The organism is Nonomuraea zeae (genome assembly GCF_005889725.1).
Taxonomy (GTDB): domain Bacteria; phylum Actinomycetota; class Actinomycetes; order Streptosporangiales; family Streptosporangiaceae; genus Nonomuraea; species Nonomuraea zeae.
In genome coordinates this window covers 13,410-38,376 of record NZ_VCKX01000079.1, presented here as the reverse complement: position 1 = coordinate 38,376, position 24,967 = coordinate 13,410, and the positions used below count along the sequence as shown (strand labels likewise).

Sequence of the window (24,967 nt, the reverse complement as noted above, 5' to 3'; positions counted from 1 at the left end):
TATGCGGGACGGTTCCGAGGCGGTAGAGCCGTTCTCGCACTCGCCCAGGTCAGACGATCACGGTCTCTCCGGTTAGCGTCCCGAAACCCGTCCCAAAAATCTTGTCCTAGGGGTTGTGTTTCGGGACGGTTTTCGGGACAGGGTGAGTAAGCCCACCGGCTGGAGGGTGTCGATTTTCGGAGTCCTCTTCACTGATTCCCGAAGTCAACTGCACTGGTCATCGGTCATCTTGAACTGGCTGCTCGGTCGCTGCCGGCCTCGGTTCGTGGCCGCTGATGCGGGACAGGTGCAGGCGGCGCCGATCGCGGTCCAGGCCGATGACGGTGACCTGAACGTTCTCGCCGAGTTGGACGGCCTGTTCGGGTGTATCGACCTGGACATCGGCGAGGTCGTCCTTGTGGATGAGGCCATGAACACCGTGGGAGACCTCGACGAACACCCCGAACGGGATCACCTTGGTGATGGTGCCGGTCAGGTGCTGCCCCACCGCAGCGTTGTCCGCGAAGATCTGGAAAGGATCGGGGCGTTGTGCTCGCAGGGACAGACGTGCTTCGCCGTTGGTGGTATCGAACTGGAGGACCTCTCCTTGGACTCGCTGACCGACGTGTACCACGTCGGTCACCTCGTCGAAATGCTCCCAAGTGAGCTCGGGGACGGTGACGAATCCGACGCCGGGATAGGACGGGTGGGGCGGCCCGTGGTCCAGGGCGATGAAGACGCCGAAGTTCTGAATTTCGGCGACCGTGCCGGTGAGGACGTCGCCGCCACGCAGGCCTTTCAAGTACTGCCACAGCTCGGGATGCTCGGTCGCAGCCAAGGAGAGCCAGATGCGCCCGGCCGCGTTATCGACGGAGACGACCTCGGCGGCGACATGCTGCCCGACCCTGACCGCGTCAGAACGCTTGCCCTGCCACGGGAAGTCCCTGATGTGCGCGGGCTTCGATGCATGTCCGTCGAGCTGGATGCGAGGTCCGAAGGGCCGTTCGTCTGCGACGACTGTGCCCGAGACGGTGTCTCCGACAGCCGTCCCGTTCTCCGGCCGGGGTGCGGGCGGGCCGGAGGCGTCCGCGTTCCAGGAGGCTGGCAGCGGCTCGTCACACATCGCGCAGACGTAGTGGTCGTCTTTCACGATGTTGAGCTGGCCGCAGCTCTCGCAGCGCCGGAAGATGATCGGAACGGTGAAGCGGCCTGGATGATTGAGCCCGGCGGTGTCGAGGGCGGCCTGCACCGCGGTGTAGAAGCGGGCGACCTGCGGGTCGGACGGCATCTGGACCACCAGCACCGGGACCTCCTCCCGGTCGACATGGGACACGACGGGATGGGACCGCCGGAACTTCTCGATGATCATTGACTTACCGTTGTTCGTCGCCCCGATCAGCAGCAGGTTCGGCATCCGCTGCCGCTCCGGCCACGCGAACAGCTCCTCTAGCTCGGCCAAGGCCTGAGAGGCGGGGGTGTAGCCGATCCACCGGTCCGCCCGCACATACCTCAGCCGTTCGGCCGCCGGCAGCCGCGCCACCCGACGGGCGACCTCGTGCAGGTGCGACAGGTCCTCGGGGTCGGCGACCTCCGCCACCGTCACCACTGCTCGATCACCTCGAACGGCACCGCCGGCGCCACGGTCCCACCGTCGTGAGCGGGCGGCGGCATGAGGGTCGCCGGCACCGGTCGGACCGGGATCGCCGACCGGCGCTCCACGGCACGGCGGGACTTGCGCGAGGCGCGGGTCTTTCCTGCGGCGTCCTCGGTGATCTGCCGCATCTGCTCCACCATCGCGAACAGCGCGTTCTCATCCACCTGGTCCCGGCTCAGCTCCCGCAGCCGGGCGACGGCCGCCTTCTGCTCCCACAGGCTGATCGGCGGCCGAGACAACGTCCGGTTGGGCACCTGCAGATAGGAGGTGCCGTCGGGGTCCATCACCCAGATCCGCGAAATGTCGCGTGGGTCGCGGCGCAGCACGAACTTCTCCAGCTCACCGCGGCGGGCGATCCACGGCTTGAGCCCGTCGCAGAAGTACTGGACGTGATCAAGCGTGAAGCCCGTGCGGGTTAGCGTCCGCCGCTCCACCGGCAGGAAGTCGATCAGGAACGTCGTCTCGTTCGCGACCGTCACCGGACGACCTGCCTCGGCGACGCCCTGCTCCCACCGCCCCGCCGGGGTCTGCTTCAGCGTGCCGTGCACCTCGCCGTGGTAGACCATCACCGCCAACGCCAGCCACTTGTTCAGCTCGGCCAACGTCAGCACCGCGCTCGCCTGGCTGTCGTAGTCGCCGCGCTCGGCGGGATTGGAGAAGGTGGTGCCCGGCAAGTCGTGCACCATCTTCATCATCGTCCCGATGAGCCGCTCGATGATCCCGCCGAAATGCGGCGCACCCAGCGGCCGGTAGGACTGCTTGATCCCGTGCTGGTCACAGCCCCGCCGCAGCGCCTCGCTCTTGAACTCGGCGGCGTTGTCGGTGAAGACCTCGCGCGGCCTACCCGACATCGGCCAGGCCCCGCTCACCCCGAGCCGCTCCAGCCACGGCCGCTTGTCGGTGACCATGTGCGCCAGGCACAACCCCACCGACAACGCCGACGGCGCCTCCAGCGTCACCACCAGGCCCACCACACTGTGGGACGCCACGTCGATCGCGGCTGTGACGTACGGGCGGCCGATCGGCAGCCGATGCCGTTCATCCACGATCTCCAGATCCACCACCGTGTGGTCGATCTGCACCTGCTCCAGCAGCCCCTCGATCACCGGCGCCTCCCCACCCGCCGACCGCAACGCCCGGGCCGCGTCCGCGCCTTGCCGAGCGGTCACCGATGCCACGGGATCAAGCTGCCCGATCCGCCGCTCAAGCGTTCCCCGCGACGGCGCCGGCAGCCCCCTGATCCGGCACTGCCGGACGACCTCCTTGTAGACCGCCGTGACCGTACGACGCTGCTTGGTCAGATACCGCGAACGGATCACCTCCAGCAGCAGCGCCTCGACCTCCTCAGGAATACGGCCCCGGCCCCGCCCGCCACTCGACCGGCGCGGAAACAGATCAGAGGCCACCCCCGAACCCGCACGCCACCGCTTCAGCAACCCATACACCTGACGGCGCGATATCCCCAGCTCCGCCGCCGCCTCATCCGCTTCCGGGATCCGAACCCGCGGCTCCCGCGCCAACCGGCCGATCACCTCGGCTCGCCGGACAGCCACCGCCCACTCCTCCGCCGAAGCCGTCAGGACACCCAGCTCCGCCACGCCGTCGACCATGCCGACCTCACCGTGCAGTGAACACGAGTACAGACAAGAATCGACGGTAGTGCACAGGACTATAGAAATCAGAAGTTCCCGAAGACCTCTGCAATCAGCCCATAACCCCAGGTCGACAGTGAGCATGACTACGGGAATCGACATCGTCCGGCGGGTCGGCGCGGCGTGTCAGAACTCCTCATTTATGAGAATTGAAGGGCGACATCGTTCACGTGAGGTACGTACAGCTGGGGGTTACACCAGGGATGACGACGCCGGCGAGAGGAGGTGGTGCCGGTTCAGCCAGCTGGCGATGGCCTGGCCGATGGCGTGCGGCTGGTCCTCGGGGGCCTGATGGCCGGCGGGTCCAATGCCTTCGATTTCGAGGGCGGCGATGTTCTGGCGGGCCCAGTCCACGATCTGCGGGGAGGCGATACCGACGCCGTCTTCAACCGTGAGGAGCAGTTTGGGCACCTCTGGGCTGGTGGCGAGCCATTCGCCGTAGGCGTCCATGCGTTCGGCCACATCGGCCGGTTCGCGGTCGAAGGGAATCTCGCGCGGCCACTGGAGTAGCGGACGACGGGACGACGGGTCGGGGTAGGGCGCGCGGTAGACGTTGTGGTCGTGCGGGCTGAGGCCTGTCTTGATGGCGAAGGGGTGGGGCAGGGCGTACTCGATGGCGGCGTTCTCCTCCAGCAGCAGCCGCTCGCCGATTCCGGGGGTGCGCAGCGCCTTGGAGTGGTCGATCACGTCCTGCGGCAGTTCGGCCCACATCTGCGGCCGCAGGAACGTCTCCAGGAGGGCGACGCCGCGCACCTGGCCGGGGTGGCGGGCGGCACGGTCCATGGCCAGTGCGCCGCCCCAGTCGTGGCCGACCAGGACGGCCCCCTCCAGCCCCATGGCTTCGAACCACGCGTCCAGGTAGCGGGCGTGGTCGGCGAAGCGGTAGCCGATGTCGGGCTTTCCGGAGGCACCCATCCCGATCAGGTCCGGGGCCAAGACCCTGGCGCGATCGGCGACGTGCGGGATGACGTTGCGCCAGATGTGGGACGAGGTGGGGCTGCCGTGTAGGAACACCACCGGCGATTCCCCCTGCCCGGTCTCTGTGTAGGCGAGGTAGGAGTCGATGACGGCGACAGTATTCATGATCATTAGGCCCTTCACTGAATTGTGTCTGGACTCTAGATCTGCACCATCCCAACTGTCAACGTTCCAACTAATTATCTGGCAACCGTCACCGGCAGAACGATCAGACTGCTAGCATCGCGCCAGGAGGTGAGGCTTGTGCCCGACCAGGTGAGCAACGTCGTCGACGACGAGTCCGGACCGCTGCACGCGACCACCGGCCACCTGATGCGCCGCGTGTTCACCACCGTCACCGCTCATGCCGTGCAGGACGGGCCACAGTCGCGCGAGTTCGTGGTGCTCGACATCCTCGCCGACGAAGACTCCCCCTCACAGCAGGATCTCGCCCACCGGCTCGGCATCAACCGCACGATCATGGTCAGGCTGCTCGATCGGCTCCAGGAGACGGGCTATGTCGTCCGCACACGCAACCCGGCCAACCGCCGTACCTACGTGCTGTCGCTGACCGAGGCGGGCCGCAGCGCCCTGGACGGCATGCGCCACGCCGTCGCCGCCCGCGACGCCCGGCTCACCGGCGCGCTCACCGAGCCCGAACGGCAGCGCCTCACCGCGCTGCTGACCAAGGTCGTCGCCGACGACGGGCCATCCGCCATCCACAGCATCGAGCACCTGATAGCTCAAGCCCACTACCGGCTGCGCCGTCTTGGCGATCATCGGCTCGCGGCGCACGGCCTGCGCACCCGCCACTTCGCTTTGCTGCCCGCCCTGGACCGGCTGGGCCCCTGCCCGCAAGAGCAACTGGCGCGATACCTGCACCTGACCGAACCGGCGGCTGCATCACTCATCGAGGAACTGGTGAAGGCCGGCATCGTGTCCCGCGGCCAGGACCCCCACGACCGACGCCGCTATGCCCTTCAACTCACCGACCTCGGCCGCGCCCGCATCCCAGCAGTGCGTGAAGCCCTGGACAGCATGGAGCACGACCTCGACGACATTCTCGGCCCGGACGGCGCTCAGGAACTTCGCACACTTCTCACCAAGCTCTTGTCGTAAGGCGGATCGACACGCCTGCCACATCTTCCAGCAGTAGGGCCAACGCCCCCTGCCGCCAGCGCAACGCCAGTCGGCGGACCACGCCATTCGAAGGTGGTTACGCGGAGTCACGTGACCACGTTCGGGAGAAGACCCCCGCCACGGTAAGCCGCCCCGGCTAGACGCGACTTTTTCGTTCGGATGCTCAAACCCCCCTGGATCCCGCTCATGCTCAGCTGCCCCACGCACGGGCGCCGCCTCGAAACCGAGCAGGCATTCTGGCGCGCCGAGGCGCTGCGCCAGCCTGCGCCGGACCGTGCAGCGCCCGAGCACATCCTGGTTATGGATCGGCTCACGTTCCAGGGCCTGACATCCGGCACGGTCAGCCTGCCCTGCCGACCCGTGCACGTCGGCGTCTGGCTCCGGCTGCTGCGCACCCTGCTGGACGAGGCCAGCCTGTCCACCTCGCAAGTCCGCCGGCACTCGGCCGCCGCCCTGGTAGCGCCAAAATCCGGTCCGATCCTCCCCGAAGGCCGTCTCGCCTGCCCGATAGTGCGCCCGCCCCAGGTGGACGCGCAAGAGGGCTGAGGCAGCCGAGGCCCCGCTTGGCCGTATCTGGCCACCTGCTCAACCCGAGGGGCGCAGACTGTTTCTGATCACCCACCGCAGAGGCATGAACAGCTCCTACTCATGAGAAGGCATCCCACGTTCCGCACATGAGTCGGGCCCGGCAAGTCCAGGTCAGCGACCCCGGAGCAGCGCCCTGCCTGGCCCCTCCGACTAGACCTCCCATCGGCCACCCGACAGCCGGGCGGAGCCACGCGCATCCGTTCCGCCCAGACGGCCGAGGGATACTGGTCCTCTCGTTCCACACCGCGTCAGCCAGGGAGGCGGCACACAGATCCGCGTCGGTCAGGCCCCTCTTACCCAAGATCGCTAAGGGGATACCGAGGGGTTCAAAGACACCTTCTAAGCTTGTTCTTTATCCTCCGGATCGTTGTGCTGAGCTGGGATTTGATCGTTTCGCAGACAACGAGGCGGCCTTGAAGTGATCATGTGCGGTGCTGAGTCGCTGCCGATCACTACAAGGCCGTGAGGGTGAGTGTGCTGAACGATGCTGCCTGTGTCGAGTCCTCGATGGTGTTGTCCCGGTTCCGGAACGACGTCTACGCGTGCCTTCGCGCGCGGGGGGACGCGTTGTTCGAGCTGACCGACGCGCTGTTGTGCGAGCCGGGGCCGGTGCACTCGCCGGTGGATCTGACCTTGTCGCCGGAGTACCAGCGTGGGCACGGCGCCCTGTACGGCGGGCTCAACCACGGCCGGATCGACGTGGAGCAACTGCGGCAGGTGCTGGCCAGGCTGCCGTTACCGCGCTGGCCGGACGGGCGGATCGTGCTGGCGGTGGATGTGTCCCCGTGGCTGCGCTCGAATGCCACCTGCTCGGCTGAGCGGCTGTTCTGCCACGTCTACGGTCGGGCCAAGAGCGCCTCGCAGTTCATTCCGGGCTGGCCGTACTCGTTTGTCGCGGCGTTGGAGATGGGCCGCACGTCGTGGACGGCGCCGCTGGACGTGGTGCGGCTGGGGCCGGCCGACGACGCCACCGCCGTCACCGCGGCCCGGCTGCGAGGTGTGGTCGAGCGGCTGATCGCCGCCGGGCAATGGCGCAGCGGCGATCCGGACATGCTCATCGTGACCGACGCCCGGCTACGACATCACCCGCCTGGCCTACGTCTTGCGCGACCTGCCCGTCGAACTGCTCGGACGCATCCGTTCCGACCGGGTCCTGCGCCTGCCCGCCCCACCGCGACGCTATGACCCCAAAGGCGGTCGGCCGCCCAAGCACGGCGGCGAGTTCGCCCTGGCCGACCCTGCCACCTGGCCCGCTCACCAGCCAGCTCCGCCGCAGCGTGCGCACCGCGGCCGGACGTGACCCGAGCCCACCGCATGCGTGATCGACGCCCAGAGCATCAAGACCTCCCCCAACGTCCCCGCCGCCGGCCAGGGCTACGACGCCGGCAAGAAGACCGCCGGCCGCAAGCACAGCATCGTGGTCGACACCCTCGGCGTCCTGGCGGTGCTGGTCACCGCTGCCGGCCTCTCCGACGGCGCCGCCGGCCTGCCGCTCCTGACCCAGGTCGCCACAGCCCAGCCCACCCTCACCAAAGCCTGGGCCGACAGCGCCTACCGCACCACCGTCATCGACGGCGCCGCAGCGCTCGGCATCGACGTCGAAGTCATCAGCCGGGACCCAGCCACCAGGAGTTTTACCCCGCTGCCGCGCCGATGGGTGGCCGAGCGCACCCTCGGCTGGCTGATGCTGCACCGCCGCCTGGCCCGCGACTACGAAGCCCGCCCCGACCGCTCCGAAGCCATGATCCACATCGCCATGATCGACCTCATGACCCGCCGCCTCACCGGCGAGAACACCCCCACCTGGCGCGGCACCTAACCCGGGACCAGCCGCCCACTAAAACCGCTTGCGCGGCGTCGCGAAGGGCAAGCCCTGCCCTGAGAATGTTCTTGGCCGCGTTGACGTCGGCGTGCGCGGTGTGCCCGCACGCCGGATATCGGAACTCGGCCTGGGTGAGGCGGTTGTCCTTCGCGCAGTGCCCGCATCGCGAGCAGGTGCCGGAGGTGTCGCGGGGATCGACTGCGATCAGCTCTCGACCAGCTGGCCCAACCCTTCCTACCGTGCACGATGCCTCAGCCCAGAGCGACGAACCAGCGAGAACCTGCTTACCCGATCGCGGAACGCGGCACTAGGTGGAGGAGCGCTGGACGACCTGCGGGACGGCCGGGGTGAGAGCGACGACGTCGAGCTGATGGCCCGACAGGCCGGCGACGACCGCTTCGGCGCGCTGCCTGCCGGCTTGGTGCAGGTCGTAGCAGACAGTGGTGAGCGGCGGGGCGGTCAGTCGCGCGGTGGGGATGTCGTCGGCGCCGATGACGGCCAGGTCGGCGGGGGCCGACAGGCCGTGGTGGTGCAGGCCGGCCAGGACGGCGATGGCGGTCTCGTCGTTGAAGGTGCATACACCGGTGACGGATCGCTCGGCCCAGTGGCTCACGGCCTGGGCCGCGCTAGCGATCTCCAGTGTCGTGGTCAGCACGACGGGTGGGTCGATGCCGGCTTCGGCGCAGGCGTCGGTAACACCGCGCAGGCGTTCCCGTGCCATCTCGCGGAAGCCAGCGTGCCCGGGCGCGGCATAGCCTAGGCGCCGATGCCCGCGGCCGATCAGGTGGTCCGCCTGTGCGCGCCCGATGTGCCCGGTCGAGGCGGGCATGTCGGCGCCGGCTGGGATCACGACGCGGGCACCCGCCCGGTAGAGGGCTTGGATGGTGTCGTGGTCGAAGGGGTCGAACCCGATCACCGCCGAGGCGTCGACGCTTGCGCACACGTCCGGCAGAGGCCGCCCGTGTGCTCCGGCGAGGTGGGTGACCAGCGTCAGGCCGTAGGCGGCGAGTGCGGTGGCGAGCTCTTCGACGAAGCGGCTGATCCCTGCCCCGATGGGCAGGTCGGGGATGGACAGTAGGACGACGTCGCTGCGCCCTGCCGCGAGGGAGCGCGCCGAAGCGTGCGGCCGGTAGTCCAGGCGCTGAGCGGCCTCCAGCACGCGGCGCCTGGTCTCTTGGGTGATCGACAGCCCGGGCCGGTCGTTGAGCACGAAGCTGACCGTGGCGCGGGAGACGCCGGCGGCCCGGGCCACGTCGGAGCTGGTGATCCGCTTGGCGGGTCGCGTCATGCACCCTCTCCTCGAGCTGAGCGGCACGGCCTGCTGACCTTCTCATGGTAGAGCCCGCCAGGTAACGCGCGTAACCCGGGGAGCCGCCTCCCGCCGGGCTCGCCGAAGCTGTTGCGCAGTCGTTACGAGACGACGTCTTGCCCCCGCCTCGATACCCGCTGTTAACGTATTAACGCGCGTAAGTTACACGCGTTAACGACGTTGCCCTGCCAGTCCGCTGCGTGCTTCTGCCGTGCCGATTGCGGAAACCTGCCTCGCTTTGATGAGGCGCCGAGACCCCGAAGGATCTGAACGTGAGCGATCATCCCCAGACATGCATCCGGCCGGGGCAGCCGTGGCTCGACACCAAGGGCGAGCGCATCCAGTCCCACGGCGGGTCCATCCTGTACGTCGACGGCACGTTCTACTGGTACGGGGAGAACAAGGAGAAGACCGTCACCGGCAGCGGCATCTGGCACTGGGGCATTCGCCTGTACGCCTCCCGGGACCTCTACAACTGGGAGGACCGCGGTCTGATCATCCCGCCCGAGCCCGACGACCCCGCCTGCCCGCTGCACCCGGCCAAGCAAGTCGACCGGCCGCACATCATCCACGACCAGCGCACCGGCCGGTTCGTCTGCTGGCTCAAGATCATGGGCGCGGTGCAGGAGTCCACGGTGCTGGTCGCCGACGCCATCGAGGGGCCGTACCGGATCGTGCGGACCGGCCTGCGGCCGCTGGGGATGAGTGCCGGGGACTTCGATCTGGTCGTCGACCCCGACGACGGCAAGGGCTACTACTACTTCGAGCGCGTGCACAGCGAGCTCATCTGCGCCGATCTCACCGTCGACTACACCGACGTGAGCGGCTCCTACTCCACCCACTTCCCGCACCCGCATCCGCCGTACGTGCGCGAGGCCCCCGCCTACTTCCGGCGCGCAGGTAAGCACTATCTGATCACTTCGGGAACCTCGGGCTACTTCCCCAACCCGAGCGAGGTCGCCGTCGCCGACACCTACCACGGCCCCTGGACGGTGCTGGGCGACCCGCACCCGGGTGATACGACCGGCACCTCCTACCGGTCGCAGATCTCCTCGGTCTTCAAGCACCCGCACAAGAAGGACCTGTACATCGCCCTGGCCGACCGGTGGCTGCCGGACCTGCCCGCTGAGGTCTCCGCCAAGGTGCTCGACCGGATGGCGGCCATGTACGCCGGCGCGCACGACGATGGCACGCACGATGACGGCGCGGGTGCGGCCGATGCGCCGCCCGGCCTGCTGGAGCCGAGCACCGCGCTCGCGGACTACGTCTGGCTGCCGATCCGCTTCGACGGCGACCTGCCCTACCTCGACTGGCACGACGAATGGCGCATCGAGGATTTCGACTGATCGCACACCTGCCATCACCTGCTCGATGGGACGACCCAAAGCACCTGGCCCCGCGGCCCCTTTCCCCTTTCGCATCTCACCCTCTGTGAGGTTGTCATGGCATCCACCCCTGCCGACCCGCCACCCGTCGGCCCGCCGACCCTCGATTCCCCCCACGATCTCCCCGGCGACGCCACCGCCGAACAACCCGGCACCGATGACCTGCAGAAGGTGGGCGCCACCTACATCTGGCTGATCGTTCTGGCCAACTTCGGGGTGTTCATGGCGCTCGTCACGCCGATGGCCCTGTCCCTGGCGATCAGGGTCTCCCAGCTCGCCCCGGGCCGGGACGAGTACCTCGGGTACGTCATCGGCGCGGGCGGCATCGCCTCGGTCCTGGCGGCGCCACTGATCGGGATGCTCAGCGACCGTACCCGCAGCCGGTTCGGCCGTCGCCGGCCGTATCTGCTCGGGCTGACCGTCCTGGGCATCGTCGCCCTCCTGGTCATGGCGCAGGCCCCCACCATGCTCATGCTCGGCCTCGGCTGGGTGCTGGCGCAGATCGGCTGGGGGTCGATCCTCGCACTGCTGATCGCCTCGCAGGCCGACCAGCTGCCCGGGTCGCAGCGGGGCAAGGTGTCCGGTCTGGGTGGCATGGTCGGGCAACTGGCGCCGGTGGCCGGCGCTCTGCTGGCCAGCGGCCTGACCGGCAACACCCTGCTGCTGTTCCTTCTGCCGGGCGTGGTCGGCGCGGTGGCGATGGTGCTGTTCGTCCTCCTCGTCTCGGAGCCGGACAGCCGTGACCAGAGGTGGACCGGTGAACCGTGGTCGCTTGGGGCACTGGCCCGCACCTACGTGTTCGACCCGCGCCAAAGCCCCGACTTCGCCTGGAACTGGCTCGGCAAGTTCCTGTTCATGACCGGGCTCACCTTCAACACCACCTTCACCGCCTACTTCGTGGCCTCCCGGATGGGCATCACGGTGGAGGAGGTGGGCGGCCTGGTGGCGGTGCTGTCCATGGGCGGCATCGTCGCCGCGATCATCGGAGCGGTCGGTGGCGGCTTCCTGTCCGACAAGCTGCGCCGTCGCCGGGTCTTCGTGATCCTGGGCGGTTGCGTGTACGCCGCCGGCGCGATCACGATGGCGCTGGCGCCCGGTCTGCCGCTGATCATCGCGGGGGCGGTGCTCGGGAACCTCGGCATCGGCGTGTTCGCCGCCGTGGACCAGGCGATCGCGCTGGACGTGCTGCCCGACCGGGCCAACGCCGGGCGCTACACCGGCATCTACAACTTCTCCTCCACCATCGCCCAGGGGGTCGCGCCGCTGATCGCGCCGATCTTCCTGACCATCGGCGTCACCGGCGACGCCAAGAACTACACGCTGCTGTACTTCGTCGCCGCCGCCTTCACCGTCCTGGCCGGCCTGGTCGTCCTGCTGCGCGTCAAGTCCGTTCGATAAGAGCTCTGGAGTACGTGTGATCCGCACCTCGTTCAACGACGGCTGGCAGTTCCGGCCGAAGGTCAACCCCTTCGCCGAGCTGAGTGGCCAGACCCTTCCCTACCGGGAGGTGACCCTGCCGCACGATGCGATGCTGGAGCAGGAGCGGCGGCCGGACGGCGAAGGCGCGAACGCGTACTTTCCCGGCGGCGCCTACGAATACCGCAAGACGTTCTTCGTCCCCGAAGAACTGCGCGGCAAACGGATCATCGTGGAGTTCGAGGGCGTCTACCGCGACGCCACCGTGCACGTCAACGGCGACTACGCCGGGCAGCGGCCCTACGGCTACTCCTGCTTCCCCATCGTGGCCGACCCCTACCTGCGCTACGGCCAGGACAACGAGATCCGTGTCGAGGCCCGCAGCCACCAGGACTCGCGCTGGTACACCGGTGCCGGCATCTACCGCGACACCTGGCTGCTGGTCGGCGACGTGGTCCGGGTCGTGCCCGGCGGAGTCCGGATCAGCACGCCCGACGTGGCGGCCGGGCGGGCGGTGACCGAGGTCGCCACGACGATCGCCAACGACTCCATCGCGATCCGCACCGCCGAGCTGACCACCACGATCCGCGACCACGCCGGGAACGTCGTGGCCGTCGAGACCGCGCCGGTCACCGTCATGCCCGGCGCGACGACGACCGCCCGGCACCGGCTCTACGTGCGTACGCCGTCGCTGTGGAGCCCCGACTCGCCGCACCTGTACACCTGTGACGTCACCCTCGGCGAGCTTGATACGGAGAGCGTCACCTTCGGCATCCGCACCCTTCAGCTGGACCCCGAGCACGGCCTGCGCGTCAACGGCCAGGGCATCAAGCTGCGCGGCGCTTGCGTCCACCACGACAACGGCGTGCTGGGCGCGGCGACGTTCGCCCGCGCGGAGGAGCGCCGCGTGGAGCTCCTCAAGGAGGCGGGCTTCAACGCGATCCGCATGTCGCACCAGCCGATGAGCACGGCCATGCTGAACGCCTGCGACCGGGTCGGCATGCTGGTCGTCGACGAGACGTTCGACATGTGGACCTCCGGCAAGCATCCCTTCGACTACAGCCTGAGCTTCCCCGAATGGTGGGAGCGCGACATCGAGGCGATGGTGGCCAAGGACTACAACCACCCCAGCGTCATCTTGTACTCGATCGGCAACGAGATCCCCGAGACCGGCACGCCGGCGGGCGCGGCGCTGGCGCGCGATCTGGCCGAGAAGGTCCGCGCGCTGGACGGCACCCGTTACCTCACCAACGCCGTCAACACCATGCTGGCCGTCATGTCCGATCTGGCCAGGCTCAGGCAGCAGGAGCAGCCGGGGATCAACACGGCGATGGCCGACGCCGGCGACATGATGAACGCCATCGCCACCTCCGACCTGGTCACCCGGCGCACCGCCGAGGCCTACGCGATGCTCGACGTGGCGGGCATGAACTATGCCGACAGCCGTTACGGTCCCGACCGCGAGGCGTTCCCGAACCGGGTCATCCTCGGCACGGAGACCTTCCCCACCCGGATCGCGCACAACTGGGCGCTGGTCGAACAGCATGGCCACGTCATCGGCGACTTCACCTGGACCGGCTGGGACTACCTGGGCGAGGTCGGCATCGGCCGCCCGCAGTACGGCGAGCTCGACAGGCGCGCCTTCACCGCCCCCTACCCGTACCTGACGGCCGGGTGCGGCGACCTCGACATCACCGGCCACCGGCGGCCCGTCTCCTACTACCGGGAGATCGTGTACGGCCTGCGCACCGCCCCCTACCTGGCCGTCCAGCGGCCCGAGCACCACGGCGAGCCCTTCGTCGGCACCCCCTGGGCCTGGAGTGACGCGATCGCGAGCTGGACCTGGCCCGGCTTCGAGGGCGCGCCCATCACCGTCGAGGTGTACGCGGCAGCCGACGAGGTCGAACTGCTGCTCGACGGCCGCTCCCTGGGCCGTGTGCCGGCCGAGCTGAAAACCGTCTTCGAGGCGGTCTACGAGCCCGGCGAGCTGGTCGCCGTCGCCTACCGCGACGGCGTGGAGATCGGCCGGAACGTCCTGCGTACCGCATCGGACGCGGTAAGGCTGCACGCCGAAACCGACCGTCCGGCGATCACCGCGACCGGCGGCGACCTGGCCTACGTCACCCTCACCCTCACCGACGAGGACGGAACCGTGCACACCGCCGCCGACCGGCCGGTCAGCGTCGAGGTGTCCGGCTCCGGCGAACTGATCGCCCTGGGCAGCGCTGACCCGAGCACCGAGGAGCGCTTCGACGCGATGCGACGCCGGACCTATGAAGGCCGGGCTCTGGCCATCATCCGCCCAACCGGCACCGGGAAGATCCGGCTGCGCGCCTCCGCTTTCGAGTGCGCGCCGGTCGAGATGGTCATCGAGGTGCGGAGCGCATGATCGACCGTGAGTCCGTGGTCCGCCGCCACACTGTTGAGATCGCCCAGCCCGACCCGGCTTCGGTGCTTACTGTCGGCAACGGCGATTTCGCCTACAGCGCCGACGTCACCGGCATGCAGACGTTCACCGCCTTCCACGACCAGGCCGCCGCCCGCGCCGAAGGGCGGCTCGCGGTGAACACCACAACAATGTCGACCTGGGGCTGGCACTCGATGCCCAACCCCGAGGGCTTCGTGCTGGCCGACGCCATGTCCACGTACGAGACCGCGCGCGGGCCCGTCCAGTACCCGGACAAGTTCGACATGGCCGCGATGATGGGTGGCGGCGAGGTCGCCCGCGACTACCGCGCCGGAGCCTGGCTGCACGTCAACCCGCACCGGCTCGACTTGGGCCGCATCGGGCTCGTCCTGCGGCCAGAACCAGGAGCACCGGCGGAGACCGACCCCGCCGTCCTCACCGACCCGCGCCAGCGCCTCGATCTGTGGACGGGCACCCTCACCAGCGTCTTCACCTACGCCGGGCACGAGGTCCGCATCACCACTGTGGCCGATCCGCACCACGCCCGCGTCGCCTTCCGCATCGAGTCCGGCCTGCTCGCCACTGGCCGGCTCGGCGTCGCCGTACGCTTCCCGTACGCCAGTGCCGGCTTCTTCGAGACCTCCGACTGGACCGCGCCCGACCGGCACACCACCACACTGCAGGAGCTGGACGAGCGCGCCTGCCACTTCGGCCGCGAATTGGACGACACCACGTACGGCATGCGTCTGGACTGGTCGGAAGGGACCGTAAAGGCCGCGGAGGAGCCCCACACCTTCGAGCTGACCACCACGGCCACCACCCTGGAACTCGTGGCCACCTTCGCTCCGGGCGGGGTCCTCGGACGCGGCGAGTTCCTGACGATCCAGGGCGCCGCGATCTCCTGGTGGCGCCGCTTCTGGACCTCCGGCGCCGCCATCGACTTCGCCGGCAGCACCAACCCCCGGGCAGGCGAGCTGGAGCGCCGCGTCGTGCTGTCGCAGTACCTGACCGCCGTGAACTGCTCCGGGACCATGCCGCCGCAGGAGACCGGGCTGATCACCAACTCCTGGCAGGGCAAGTTCCACCTGGAGATGCACTTCTGGCACGCCGCCCACTTCGCCACCTGGGGCCGGCCCGAGCTGCTGGAACGCAGCCTCGACTGGTACCTGTCCATTCTCGGCCCGGCCCGCGAGAGCGCCCGCCGCCAGCACTACGAAGGGGCCCGCTGGCCCAAGCACGTCGGCCCGGACGGCCGCGAAAGCCCCTCCGACATCGGCTCGCTGCTCATCTGGCAGCAGCCGCACCTGCTCTACCTCCTCGAGCTCCTCCACCGCGCCGGATCCGAGGTGAACCGCTTCGCCGAGCTGGTGGAGGAGACGGCCGCGTTCATGGCCTCCTTCGTCGAGGAACGCGACGGCGTCTACCACCTGCCCGCGCCACTGATGCCCGCCCAGGAGTTCTACGACGCCAAGACGACCGAGGACCCCACCTTCGAGCTGGCCTACTGGTGGTGGGGCCTGGAGATCGCACAGAACTGGCGCGAACGCCGCGGCCTCGAACGGCACGAACGCCGGCAGCACATCCAGGACAACCTGGCCCGGCCCCGCCAGGAAGGGGGCCGCTACTCGGCGATCGCCACCGAGCCGTACCTGCGCCGCGACGACCATCCCTCCCTGCTGTGCGCCCTCGGCGTCGTCCCGCCCACCCCGCTCATCGACCCCGCCACCATGGAGGCCACTCTCCTCGACGTCCGCGACCACTGGGACTGGAACAGCGCGTGGGGCTGGGACTTTCCCGTCATGGCCATGACCGCCACCCGCCTCGGCCGCCCAGACCTGGCCGTGGACGCCCTGCTCGCCGACACCGCCAAGAACACCTTCCAGGCCACCGGCCACAGCCCGCAGATCGGCAGCATCCTGCCCCTCTACCTGCCGGCCAACGGCGCCCTCCTCGCCGCCGTCTCCCTCATGATCGGCGCGTTCCCCGCGGACGGGAGCTGGACCGTCCAGCACGAAGGCTTCACCGCATGGCCCTGAAATCACCTGTGCACCGGACCACCGCAGGCGCAACCACTGAGGACGGCCGCGCCACGGCGCACCCTGAAGAGGACGAGAAATGAGCACGATTCGCTGGGGCGTTGCGGGGCCGGGTGAGATCGCGGCCGGATTCGCCGAGGCGATGCGCTCGGCCAAGGGCGGTGAGATCGTCGCGGTGGCGTCGCGCTCAATCGAGCGGGCCACGGCCTTCGGAGACAGGTTCACCATCGCGCGCCGGTACGGCGACCAGGCCGCGCTGGCCGCCGACCCTGACATCGACATCGTCTACGTGGCCACCCCGGCCTCGCGGCACGAGCCGGACACCCTCGCCTACCTGACGGCGGGCAAGCATGTGCTGTGCGACCGCACGCTGGCCAAGGTGATCGCGAGCGGTCGCATCGGCGAACCGCTCCTAGTGGAGGCCGACTTCGGAATGCGGTGGCCGGTGCAACCGCAGCACCGGCTGTTCAACCCCGCGTTGGGCGGCGGCGCTCTGCTCGACCTGGGCATCTACCCCGTCCAGCTGTGCTCGCTCATCCTCGGTGCGCCCCAACACGTCGTCGCGGACGGCGTCATCGGCGAGACGGGCGTCGATGAGCAGATCGCCGCGGTGCTCCGCCACCCCGGCGGAGCACAGTTTCGCGCCGTGCTGGAGCGCATCAAGATACGCCTTCCGGTCGGCCGTCCGCGTACCCGGCCGGGCGCGGTGGCCGCCGACAAGGCGTACTCCTCCCGCGGCAACCCCGCGCCTACCTGCGCCGGCGCGGGATCAAGGCGGTCATCCCGGAGAAGGCCGACCAGGCAGCCAACCGTAAGAAGCGCGGCTCCCACGGCGGCCGGCACACCACGCGAGGACGACAGTGGCGGACGCCGACGTGTTGATCGCCGGTCTGTTCTCCGCCAAGCGGAAGGACCACACTGACCTCATGGATGATCTCGCTGCGGAGATCGCCGTGTTGGGTGGGCGAGTCGTCCGGCGGTTCGTGCAGCGCCGAGGCGTCTCGGGAGCAAGAAGGGGCAGGCTCCAGGGGGAAGGGCGAACATGGATCGGCCCTACTCAGCGCGAACGCTGATGAGCACGGGCAAGGTGCGAGAGATCGCAGATGCCCGTACGGAGACCCGGGCAGCGGCTGTCGTGTTCGTCAACGATCTGACCGGCAGGCAACGGACCGTACTGACCGATCTTCTCGGCTGTCCCGCATTGAGTCCATAAGGGCGTCAAGGGCTCGGTTCGTCCGAGGGGCGTCGCGTCAGGTCGCCGGGCAGGGATGTGGCGGGCTCCTGGAGCCGTACCGGGCCGGGGCCGTGGTCACGCAGGGCGTCGTCGGGGTTGAGCAGCAGGCACGCCTTCATCGACAGGCAACCGCAGCCGATACAGCCGGTGAGCTCGTGTTCGAGCTTCTCGATGGCCCGGCGTCGCTCCTCGAGTTGCTTCTTCCATGTACGGGAGACCCGCTGCCAGTCCTTATGGGTGGGGGCGCGATCCGTGGGGAGGGTGGCGAGGACTCTGGCGACGTCCGACAGCGGGATGTGCAGGCGCTTGGCCACGAGGATGAGGGAGATCCGGCGGAGCATGTGCCGGGAGAAGATGCGCTGGTTGCCGCCGTCGCGTTCGCTGAAGATCAGTCCTTTGCGCTCGTAGAAGTGCAGGGCGGAGGCGGGCACGCCGGTCCGGCGGACGATGTCACCGATCGTGAGGTGGTCCTCTGGGCTGGCGTGCACGGCGGCTCCTCGCGGTGAAGGCGGCGTCAGACGGCGTGGCGGGACCTGGCGCGATTGCGGATGAGGGTGGCGTCAGGTGGTGTGGCGAGATCTGGCGCGGCTGTGGATGAGGATGGCCACGACGACCGACAGCACAAGGCAGAGCAGCCCGGCGCCGAGCTGCGTGAGCTGCCAGGACCAGGTGAAGGCGTCCAGTTCCGCGGTTTCGGCGCCGGGAGTGAGACGCCCAGCGCCGACCTGGGCGGCGCGGGACGTGTCGCCCAGCCTGGCCGAAAGGAGGCCGATCAGTGAGGCGCTGAACGCGGCGATCACCATGGCCTCCGCCGCTCCACGCAGCGTGTTGAGGAATCCGGCCGCCATGCCGACCGCGTCGGCCGGAACCAGGGCCATGGCCTGGCCGTCGGTGATGCCGAAGGACGCTCCCATGCCAAGGCCGATCATCACCAGCGGCCCCGCGACGGCCGCGACCGCGTTGTCGGCGTTCAGCCCCATCAGCCACAGGTTCCCCGCCACCACCAGGGCCAGTGCGATCACCATCACCAGCCGGGCCGAAACCCCCTTGTTGACCAGGGTGACGGCGGCCATGGGCGTGATCAGTACGGGAGCGGTGAGCAGCAGCATGGCGACCCCCGCGGCGGCGGGCGAGAGCCCTGCCGCCGCCTGCAGATAGGTCGGCAGGAAGACCAGGACACCGAGGAACCCGATCGAGGTGGTCAGCGTCGCGAGGCTCCAGCCCAGGAAGCCGCGGTTGGCGACCAGGAAGGGAGCCAGGACGGGGGCGGCGCTGCGCCGCTGGGACAGGCCGAACAGCACCAGCGCGACCACGCCGGCGACGGCGGTGACCAGGATGACCGGATGTGTCCAGCCGAACGCGGGCGCCTCCAGCAGCGCGAACATCAGCAGGGTCAGCGCGGCGACGAACAGCGCGCTGCCCGTCCAGTCGATCGGGTCCGTGCCGGTCGCCCGGGACTCTCGGCTACGGGTGGCGCCCAGGGCGATCAGCAGGCCGATCACCGCGAAGACCGCGAAGCTCTCCCGCCACCCGGCGGCCGAGATCAGCAGCCCCGACAGGGTGGGGCCGATGGCGATGCCGACGCCGGCCATGGTGCCCATCAGGGCGAAGGCGCGGTTGCGGGCCGCCCCGTCATAGCTTGAGGCGAGGATGGCGCCGCCGGCGGCCATGATCCCGGCTCCCCCGACGCCGGAGACGATACGGGCGACGTCGGTGATGATGATCGCCTGGCTCAGCGCCGTCGCGACAAATCCGGCCACGAAGACCAGCGCCGCGGCGATGAACACCCGCCGGCGGCCGATCCGGTCGGCGGCCGATCCCGCGACCAGCGTCATGGCCGCGAAGGCCAGGTTGTATCCGGCGACGACCCAGTGCAGCAGGGATCCGGACGCGTCGAGCTCGCGGCCGATGCTCGGCAGCGCCACCGCGGTTCCCGAGATGGACATCGCCACCAGGACGACGCCGACCAGGACCACTGGAAGTGTCAACGGAGAGGGGCGATCCACCGCGGTGGGATGCCCGGACGGTTCTGTGGAGGTGTCCATGCTGTTCGCTTTCTCTGGTCCGGAGGCGGACGGCGAACAGCCCATCAGCTCAACTTAAGTTGAGGTCAACCGCGCTGGTGAGGGCCCCGATCCGGGCCGGGTCGATGAGCGCCATCGGGCGCGGAACACCGCCCTGGTCAGCGGGGTGCCACCGAGCGCGGCCGCCAGCCTCGTGATCGGCCATGGCTGCGACGCCGGGGACGGCTCGCCGGCCCACCGGCGGATCGTCCCTGGCGGACGGCGACGATCGGCTGCCCAGCACGACGGACACCGACTGGGTGACCTACGCCGACCACGTCGTGGTCGGCGCGGCCACGGCCGAGCAGCGGCTCCCCGCGGCCTCCATCGAGGTCGAGCGCGGCGAGGGTCTGATCGGCCGTACGGTGACACTGGAGGTCAGGCAGGTGGCGTGGTCGCGCGACGACGCCGCCCAGCCCGCGCCGAAAGGCTGGCAGTACAACGCGGCCGGCTTCGTCTTCGACCCTCGCCGAGGCCCGCGCCGACGCGGCCGAGGCGGGACAGTACGGCGGTCTCGAGGCGGAGATGACGGCCGGCAGCGCCGCTGACCTGGCCGCCAGGCTCAAGGCCGCGATGCCGGCCCAGAAGCAGCCGGCCGAGCTCCAGCCCCCGGTCCCCTGCGCGTAGGAGTCGCAGCGGGCGAGGCATCGCTACAAGGCGGCGGGCTCGCCACTCCACCCCGCACAGCCGGGCCGAAACCGTCCGAGGCCGCCCGGAAAGGGACGGCCGGAAAGGTGATTTTGTGGTATTTGTGTGATCTAGGCACTTGGTCAAGCAGGGAACAGACGTGATCCATAGGCGGCCGATGATCTCGCCGACGCTCGTCGGCCGCGCCGATGAACTGGCCCTGCTGACCGAGACCGTCTCCAACACCCCAGCGGTCGCCGTGGTCGAGGGTGAGGCGGGCATCGGCAAGACCCGCCTGGTCGGCGAGCTGTCCCGGACCGGCCTTCGCATCCTGACCGGCGGCTGCGCCAGGATCAGGGAGCCGTTCCCCCTCGGCCCGATCGTCGAGGCGCTGCGCGAGGTGTCCGATGACCTGACCGGCCTGTCACTGGTCGCGGGCGCGCTGCGCCCGATCCTGCCCGAGCTGGCCGAACGCCTGCCGGAGCCCCCCGAGCCGCTGGACGACCGCGCCGGGGAGCGCCACCGGGTGTTCCGCGGCCTGGGTGAGATCCTGCGCGCGCTGGGCCGGGCCGTGCTGGTCGTGGAGGACCTGCACTGGGCCGACGAGCAGACCGTGGAGTTCCTCGGCTACCTGCTGTCCGATCCGCCCAGGGACCTGGCCGTGGTGCTGACCTACCGCGCCGACGAAGCCCCGGTCGACGTGCGCGCGGTGACCGCCCGCCTGCCGCGCGCCGTCACCCACGCCCGCGTCCGGCTGACGCCCATGGACGTGGCGCAGACCAGGGCACTGGCGGCGGCGATCCTGGACACCGAGGAGATCTCGCTGGACTTCGCCGAGCACCTGTGCGAGCGGGCCTCCGGCGTCCCGCTGGCGGTGCAGGAGCTGGTGGCGCTGCTGCGCCAGCGCGGGACGCTCATGCACCGGGGCGGGGAGTGGGCGCGCAGGACCATCTCCAAGCTGGACGTGCCGGTGGGCGTGCGTGACCCGGTGCTGGAACGGGTGGGCCGCCTGTCGCCGCAGGCCGCGGCGGTGGTCAGGGCGGCCTCGGTGCTGCAGGAGCCGATGCCGGTCGAGGTGCTGGCGGCCACCGCGCGGCTGCCGTATGAGAGCGCGCTGGACGGGCTGGACGAGGCGGTGGAGCACGGCCTGCTCACCGCGCGCGGTGAGCAGGCGGCGTTCCGGCACGTGCTGGCGGCGCAGGCGGTGTATGAGGACATCCCGGCGGCCAGGCGGCGCGACCTGCACGCGCGGGCCGCCGCCGCGGTGGCGGCGATGCCGTCGGTGCCGCTGGGGCAACTGGCCCACCACCACCGGCGCGCCGGGCACATGGCGGACTGGGTGGAGGCCGCGGAACACGCCGCCGACCAGGCGCGGCGGCTGGGCGACGACGCCGAGGTCGTCAGGATCCTGGAGGCGGTCCTGCGGCACGCCCCGCTGGAGGCGGAGCACCGCGGGCGGCTGACGGCCAATCGGGCCACGGCGAGCTCATCCTCGTACCCATCGTGTCGTGAAGGGCAGGCGCGAAGGCCTGCCGCCGTCGGCGACCGCCGAGCAGGTCCAGCACGCCGCGACCTCCTCATCCGGCCAGACAGCCGTGGAACTGCAAGGGGTGCCTGGTTGGGCCGGTCCGCTCGCCGGCCCTCGGGGCTTGGGCGCGCACGTGCAGGGCCAGGTGCCAGCGCTGCCACCGTCCGGAGGGCGCATCGGTCAGAGCGCGGCGCGGTGACGCAGCCCGGCGCGGGTCACCGCGGCCAGCAGCAGCCGCGGCGACAAGCCTTCACCCACGCTCAGGGCGAGCAGCGAGCAACGGCGATGCATGCCGGCGTCGGCCCGTTAGGAGATGGAACGGGATCCGGCGGTAAGGGCTTTCCTGCCAGATCGCGAAGGGTGAAGTGCCTGCCCGCCGGGGACGGATTTCGGTCGGGACGACAGGGGATGAGTCGGGACGTGGGCCGACTCGATAACCAGCAATGACGCGTTTCCGCAGGTCGCAACTGGTGGCCCGCGCTATTCAACTCCGATGAGTTGTCGTTGAGGAAGGCGCCCTCGGAGGACCTGGGACGAAGTCAGGTCATGTTCCTGGCCTTGGCTGCGCGTCGGTCCTGGGCGTCGAGTGGTCCCTGCGCGCGACCGACGAGCCCTACTTTCGCCAACCGTTGATGGCCAGGTCGGAGTCGGTGGCCGCGTTCAGCAGCCGGCGTCCCCAGCCGTAGGTCATCGGTAGCCAGTTGAAGTCGTGATCCGGTCCGACGATGTCGGCCAGCTCGATCAGCTTCATCATCTCCACCACCGCGGCGAGCGGCTTGGCCAGCCGCCACGCGCTCCGCATCCGCTCCGGAGCGATGGTGTCTGCCCAGGCGGCGAAACAGACGTCGAGGTAGCTCGCAGCGTCCGGCTCGGGCGCGTCGAGCAGCCATGATGCCAGATCAAACAACGGGTTCGTGATGGTGGCGAAGCTCCAGTCGTGCAACAGGATCTCCTCCTCGCGCAGGACCACGTTGCCCGGATGGAAATCGCGGTGAACGATCGTCGCCGGGATGGCCGCCTCATCCAAGCGCTCGGCGCATTCGACCAGGTAGGGGGTCAGCGCCTGCAGCCGGTCGGCCTCCTCGCCGCTCAGCGCCCGATCCAGGTTCTTCGCAAGCTTGGGCGCCCGCCAGATGTCGTCGCGGGCCAGGATTGACCGCACGCCGTCAGCCAGCGCGGCCGGCGTGAGCGGGACGCACCCCACGGCGATCAGCTCGTCCCCGCGTCCGATGGTCTTCTTCTGCACCCTGACCAGCTGGGTCAGGCACGCGCGACGCCGCTCCGTGGAGACCGCCCAGGCATCCACGCCGCCGAAGTCCTCGGCGAGCCACCAGCGGTCACCGGGTGAGATCGCGATGATGGTGGCGAACGGCGCGACGCGCAAGGACGCCAGGTATCGAGTGATGTCCGGTTCGCGAGCCAGCCTCGGCAGGACCGCTTTCAGATACAGGTCACCCCGATCAGTCGGCGTGCGGAGCACGGCAGACATGCTCCAGTGCTTGATCTGACGGCTCGGACCGAGCCGCACGCGACCGGCAGCCCTGATCTCCCCGTCGATGTAGGACTCGGCTCGCTCGAACCAGCCTGGCCTGAACCACTCGGAGGCGAGCGGACGGGATCGCGCCGCCCGGCGATCGAGGACCAGGCTCTGCCCGCTCACCACATCATGCCCGTGCCACGCGAACCCATCGGCGCAGACCGGCCGCGCTCCGCCTGCCGCCAGCAGGACCACTGTGGTGAAGTCCAACGGCTCGAGGACCACGGTGATCAGCCCGAATACGCGGCGAACGCGATCGGTCAACTCGCTGTCCATCGGCGGCCACCTGACGTCGAACCGCATCCGCGGCAGCGCCGCAATGCCGCCGGCCATGTCGCACAGCACGGCACCGTCCCGGTCGACGATGACCAGCACGGCTTCCACGGAATCTGACGACATGATCAACCCTCCAAGGAGCGACGGAGTTCACGAGATAGCGAGTTGGCGTCGTTCATGACCACGGCAGAAAGCTCACCCATGAGCGGCATGATCACAGCTCGCCAGACCAGCAGGCAAAGGTGTTTCGGCTGGTGCCTCAGGTCATCCATGGACATCGCCGGGCCAGCGATAGCTAAGGAAGTGGAGTTGGCCTGGCCAACTCCCAACTATCCTCGCTGCTCCTTGCACGATCCTCCAATAGAGCCCACCCAGCTCAGGGCAGGAGACCTGCCGGCGCACGCACGGCCTGCCGCAGGCGGGCGGCGTCCTGGCTGGGGGGCACGCCGAACTGGCGGCGGTACTCCCGGCTGAACTGCGACGGGTTGTCGTAGCCGACGCGGTGGCCGACTCCGGTGACGTCTCCGGGGTGGGTGGCGAGCAGCAGCCGGGCCTCCTGGAGCCGGATCTGCTTCTGGAACTGGATGGGGCTCATCGCGGTCACCGCTTGGAAGTTGCGGTAGAAGGCGGAGACGCTCATGCCGGACTGCCGCGCCACGTCCTCGACCCGGAAGGGCTGCGCGTAGTGCTCGCGGATCCAGCGCACGGCCCGCGAGATGTGGCTGAGGCTGCTGTCGGCCAGGCCGAGCTGGCGAACCGTCGCACCCTGCTCGCCGGTGATCAGGCGCCACAGGATCTCGCGCTTGACCAGCGGGGCCAGTACGGCCCGGTCGCGGGGCTCGTCGAGCAGGCGCAGCAGCCGGACCACCGCGTCCAGCAGCGCGGACGGAGCGTCACTGACGGCGATCCCCGACGGCGCTCCCCCACCGCCCCGGGGGGCATCTCCGGGCCCGGCCTCAAGCAGCAGCTCGGCAACGGCGGACGGTTCCAGGACGAGACCGAACCCCAGCGCCGGCTGCTTGGGGTCGGCCTGGGTGAACTGCCCTGTGACAGGCAGATCGACGGATGCAACCAGGTACTGCCCGGGTCCGTACTCGAACACCCTCTCACCCAGGGCGAGGCGTTTGGCGCCCTGCGCGACGACCGCCAGGACCGTACCGGACATCGAAGGCGCCGGCGGATCAGGGCGGTCGACCTTCGAGATGAGGACGCCGTCGACGGCGGTGGTCCAGTCGGGCCGCGCATGGCGGGCCAGCAGGGTGCGGAGTTCTTCGAGGTACATGCGGCCATTGCAGCACCATTCAGCGCCGAGGTTCCCAAAGCCGCGAGGATCGTGCAAGTGCAAACGAGTATCGGT

Annotated in this window: 21 protein-coding genes and 2 pseudogenes; 14 read left to right on the top strand and 9 right to left on the bottom strand. The window is 69.4% G+C overall.

Going from position 1 to position 24,967, the window contains the following annotated elements:
- Positions 1-217 precede the first annotated feature (217 nt).
- The 3 genes from ETD85_RS67895 to ETD85_RS24935 form a co-directional block, all read right to left on the bottom strand.
- Entirely contained in the window at positions 218-1,585 is a 1,368-nt protein-coding gene (locus ETD85_RS67895) for a S1 RNA-binding domain-containing protein (RefSeq protein ID WP_138692203.1), read from the bottom strand.
- Positions 1,579-3,243 carry a Mu transposase C-terminal domain-containing protein gene (locus ETD85_RS24940; RefSeq protein WP_138692216.1) on the bottom strand — a complete coding sequence of 555 codons (1,665 nt, stop codon included), beginning with the start codon at positions 3,241-3,243 and terminating at the stop codon, positions 1,579-1,581. The genes ETD85_RS67895 and ETD85_RS24940 overlap by 7 nt, the downstream gene beginning before the upstream one ends.
- A gap of 234 nt (positions 3,244-3,477) precedes the next feature.
- A complete protein-coding gene (locus ETD85_RS24935; RefSeq protein WP_138692202.1) occupies positions 3,478-4,374 on the bottom strand; it encodes a haloalkane dehalogenase in 897 nt (298 codons plus the stop codon).
- A gap of 132 nt (positions 4,375-4,506) precedes the next feature.
- On the opposite strand from ETD85_RS24935, the gene ETD85_RS24930 reads away from it, so the two are divergent.
- The 5 genes from ETD85_RS24930 to ETD85_RS24915 all read left to right on the top strand — a co-directional run bounded on the left by ETD85_RS24930 (position 4,507) and on the right by ETD85_RS24915 (position 7,789).
- Positions 4,507-5,361, top strand: a complete 855-nt coding sequence (locus tag ETD85_RS24930) for a MarR family winged helix-turn-helix transcriptional regulator (RefSeq protein WP_240779399.1) — start codon at positions 4,507-4,509, stop codon at positions 5,359-5,361.
- Between the two features lie 207 nt (positions 5,362-5,568).
- Positions 5,569-5,928 carry a hypothetical protein gene (locus tag ETD85_RS24925; RefSeq protein WP_138692201.1) on the top strand — a complete coding sequence of 120 codons (360 nt, stop codon included), beginning with the start codon at positions 5,569-5,571 and terminating at the stop codon, positions 5,926-5,928.
- A 510-nt stretch (positions 5,929-6,438) separates the two neighbouring features.
- Positions 6,439-7,155 carry a transposase gene (locus tag ETD85_RS24920; protein WP_206058548.1) on the top strand — a complete coding sequence of 239 codons (717 nt, stop codon included), beginning with the start codon at positions 6,439-6,441 and terminating at the stop codon, positions 7,153-7,155.
- The gene (locus tag ETD85_RS64780; RefSeq protein ID WP_206058546.1) at positions 7,073-7,270 is read left to right on the top strand and encodes a transposase; all 198 of its coding nucleotides are present in this window, start codon (positions 7,073-7,075) and stop codon (positions 7,268-7,270) included. Before ETD85_RS24920 ends, ETD85_RS64780 begins: the two co-directional genes overlap by 83 nt.
- Positions 7,271-7,288: 18 nt before the next feature.
- Positions 7,289-7,789: a transposase gene (locus ETD85_RS24915; protein WP_138692200.1), complete on the top strand. Its 501-nt coding sequence runs from the start codon at positions 7,289-7,291 to the stop codon at positions 7,787-7,789.
- On the opposite strand, the gene ETD85_RS24910 is transcribed toward ETD85_RS24915, so the two are convergent.
- Together ETD85_RS24910 and ETD85_RS24905 are read right to left on the bottom strand one after the other, a co-directional pair.
- Positions 7,752-8,000 carry a zinc ribbon domain-containing protein gene (locus tag ETD85_RS24910; protein ID WP_276617272.1) on the bottom strand — a complete coding sequence of 83 codons (249 nt, stop codon included), beginning with the start codon at positions 7,998-8,000 and terminating at the stop codon, positions 7,752-7,754. The genes ETD85_RS24915 and ETD85_RS24910 overlap by 38 nt on opposite strands.
- A 99-nt stretch (positions 8,001-8,099) precedes the next feature.
- Positions 8,100-9,080, bottom strand: coding sequence for a LacI family DNA-binding transcriptional regulator (locus ETD85_RS24905; protein ID WP_138692199.1), 981 nt, complete (start codon positions 9,078-9,080; stop codon positions 8,100-8,102).
- A 293-nt stretch (positions 9,081-9,373) separates the two neighbouring features.
- On the opposite strand from ETD85_RS24905, the gene ETD85_RS24900 reads away from it, so the two are divergent.
- From ETD85_RS24900 to ETD85_RS67535, 7 genes and pseudogenes are all read left to right on the top strand, one after another.
- Positions 9,374-10,447 carry a family 43 glycosylhydrolase gene (locus ETD85_RS24900; protein ID WP_206058544.1) on the top strand — a complete coding sequence of 358 codons (1,074 nt, stop codon included), beginning with the start codon at positions 9,374-9,376 and terminating at the stop codon, positions 10,445-10,447.
- A gap of 96 nt (positions 10,448-10,543) precedes the next feature.
- Positions 10,544-11,884, top strand: coding sequence for an MFS transporter (locus ETD85_RS24895; protein WP_138692198.1), 1,341 nt, complete (start codon positions 10,544-10,546; stop codon positions 11,882-11,884).
- Positions 11,885-11,900: 16 nt separating this feature from the next.
- Complete coding sequence (locus tag ETD85_RS24890; RefSeq protein WP_138692197.1) at positions 11,901-14,291, top strand: glycoside hydrolase family 2 TIM barrel-domain containing protein; 2,391 nt, start codon at positions 11,901-11,903, stop codon at positions 14,289-14,291.
- Positions 14,288-16,345 carry a hypothetical protein gene (locus tag ETD85_RS24885; protein WP_138692196.1) on the top strand — a complete coding sequence of 686 codons (2,058 nt, stop codon included), beginning with the start codon at positions 14,288-14,290 and terminating at the stop codon, positions 16,343-16,345. The genes ETD85_RS24890 and ETD85_RS24885 overlap by 4 nt, the downstream gene beginning before the upstream one ends.
- 79 nt (positions 16,346-16,424) lie before the next feature.
- A pseudogene (locus ETD85_RS67310) lies at positions 16,425-16,925 on the top strand (Gfo/Idh/MocA family protein); the annotation flags it as partial.
- Positions 16,926-16,979: 54 nt separating this feature from the next.
- Positions 16,980-17,185: pseudogene (locus ETD85_RS24875) on the top strand (IS5/IS1182 family transposase); the annotation flags it as partial.
- 202 nt (positions 17,186-17,387) lie between these two features.
- A complete protein-coding gene (locus ETD85_RS67535; protein WP_379507514.1) occupies positions 17,388-17,558 on the top strand; it encodes an HflX-like GTP-binding protein in 171 nt (56 codons plus the stop codon).
- A gap of 5 nt (positions 17,559-17,563) precedes the next feature.
- On the opposite strand, the gene soxR is transcribed toward ETD85_RS67535, so the two are convergent.
- Positions 17,564-18,067: a redox-sensitive transcriptional activator SoxR gene (gene soxR, locus ETD85_RS24865; RefSeq protein ID WP_138692195.1), complete on the bottom strand. Its 504-nt coding sequence runs from the start codon at positions 18,065-18,067 to the stop codon at positions 17,564-17,566.
- 72 nt (positions 18,068-18,139) lie between these two features.
- On the bottom strand, positions 18,140-19,567 hold the full coding sequence (locus ETD85_RS24860) for an MFS transporter (protein ID WP_138692194.1): 1,428 nt from the start codon (positions 19,565-19,567) through the stop codon (positions 18,140-18,142).
- A 239-nt stretch (positions 19,568-19,806) separates the two neighbouring features.
- On the opposite strand from ETD85_RS24860, the gene ETD85_RS24855 reads away from it, so the two are divergent.
- A complete protein-coding gene (locus ETD85_RS24855) occupies positions 19,807-20,190 on the top strand; it encodes a hypothetical protein (protein WP_138692193.1) in 384 nt (127 codons plus the stop codon).
- Between the two features lie 239 nt (positions 20,191-20,429).
- Positions 20,430-22,244 (top strand): ATP-binding protein, encoded by a 1,815-nt coding sequence (locus tag ETD85_RS24850; protein WP_240779398.1) that lies wholly within the window; start codon positions 20,430-20,432, stop codon positions 22,242-22,244.
- 166 nt (positions 22,245-22,410) lie between these two features.
- Here the strand turns inward: ETD85_RS24850 and ETD85_RS24845 are convergent, their stop codons facing one another.
- Both ETD85_RS24845 and ETD85_RS24840 read right to left on the bottom strand, forming a co-directional pair.
- On the bottom strand, positions 22,411-23,718 hold the full coding sequence (locus ETD85_RS24845; protein WP_170246825.1) for a phosphotransferase family protein: 1,308 nt from the start codon (positions 23,716-23,718) through the stop codon (positions 22,411-22,413).
- A 268-nt stretch (positions 23,719-23,986) separates the two neighbouring features.
- Entirely contained in the window at positions 23,987-24,892 is a 906-nt protein-coding gene (locus ETD85_RS24840; protein ID WP_138692191.1) for an AraC family transcriptional regulator, read from the bottom strand.
- Positions 24,893-24,967 lie beyond the last annotated feature (75 nt).

Excerpts from the sequence above, each read along its gene's own strand:
- ETD85_RS24940 (WP_138692216.1), bottom strand. The coding sequence starts at position 3,243 with ATGGTCGACGGCGTGGCGGAGCTGGGTGTCCTGACGGCTTCGGCGGAG.
- ETD85_RS24935 (WP_138692202.1), bottom strand. The coding sequence starts at position 4,374 with ATGATCATGAATACTGTCGCCGTCATCGACTCCTACCTCGCCTACACA.
- ETD85_RS24925 (WP_138692201.1), top strand. The coding sequence starts at position 5,569 with ATGCTCAGCTGCCCCACGCACGGGCGCCGCCTCGAAACCGAGCAGGCA.
- ETD85_RS24905 (WP_138692199.1), bottom strand. The coding sequence starts at position 9,080 with ATGACGCGACCCGCCAAGCGGATCACCAGCTCCGACGTGGCCCGGGCC.
- ETD85_RS24895 (WP_138692198.1), top strand. The coding sequence starts at position 10,544 with ATGGCATCCACCCCTGCCGACCCGCCACCCGTCGGCCCGCCGACCCTC.
- ETD85_RS24885 (WP_138692196.1), top strand. The coding sequence starts at position 14,288 with ATGATCGACCGTGAGTCCGTGGTCCGCCGCCACACTGTTGAGATCGCC.
- ETD85_RS67535 (WP_379507514.1), top strand. The coding sequence starts at position 17,388 with ATGGATCGGCCCTACTCAGCGCGAACGCTGATGAGCACGGGCAAGGTG.
- ETD85_RS24855 (WP_138692193.1), top strand. The coding sequence starts at position 19,807 with ATGGCTGCGACGCCGGGGACGGCTCGCCGGCCCACCGGCGGATCGTCC.
- ETD85_RS24840 (WP_138692191.1), bottom strand. The coding sequence starts at position 24,892 with ATGTACCTCGAAGAACTCCGCACCCTGCTGGCCCGCCATGCGCGGCCC.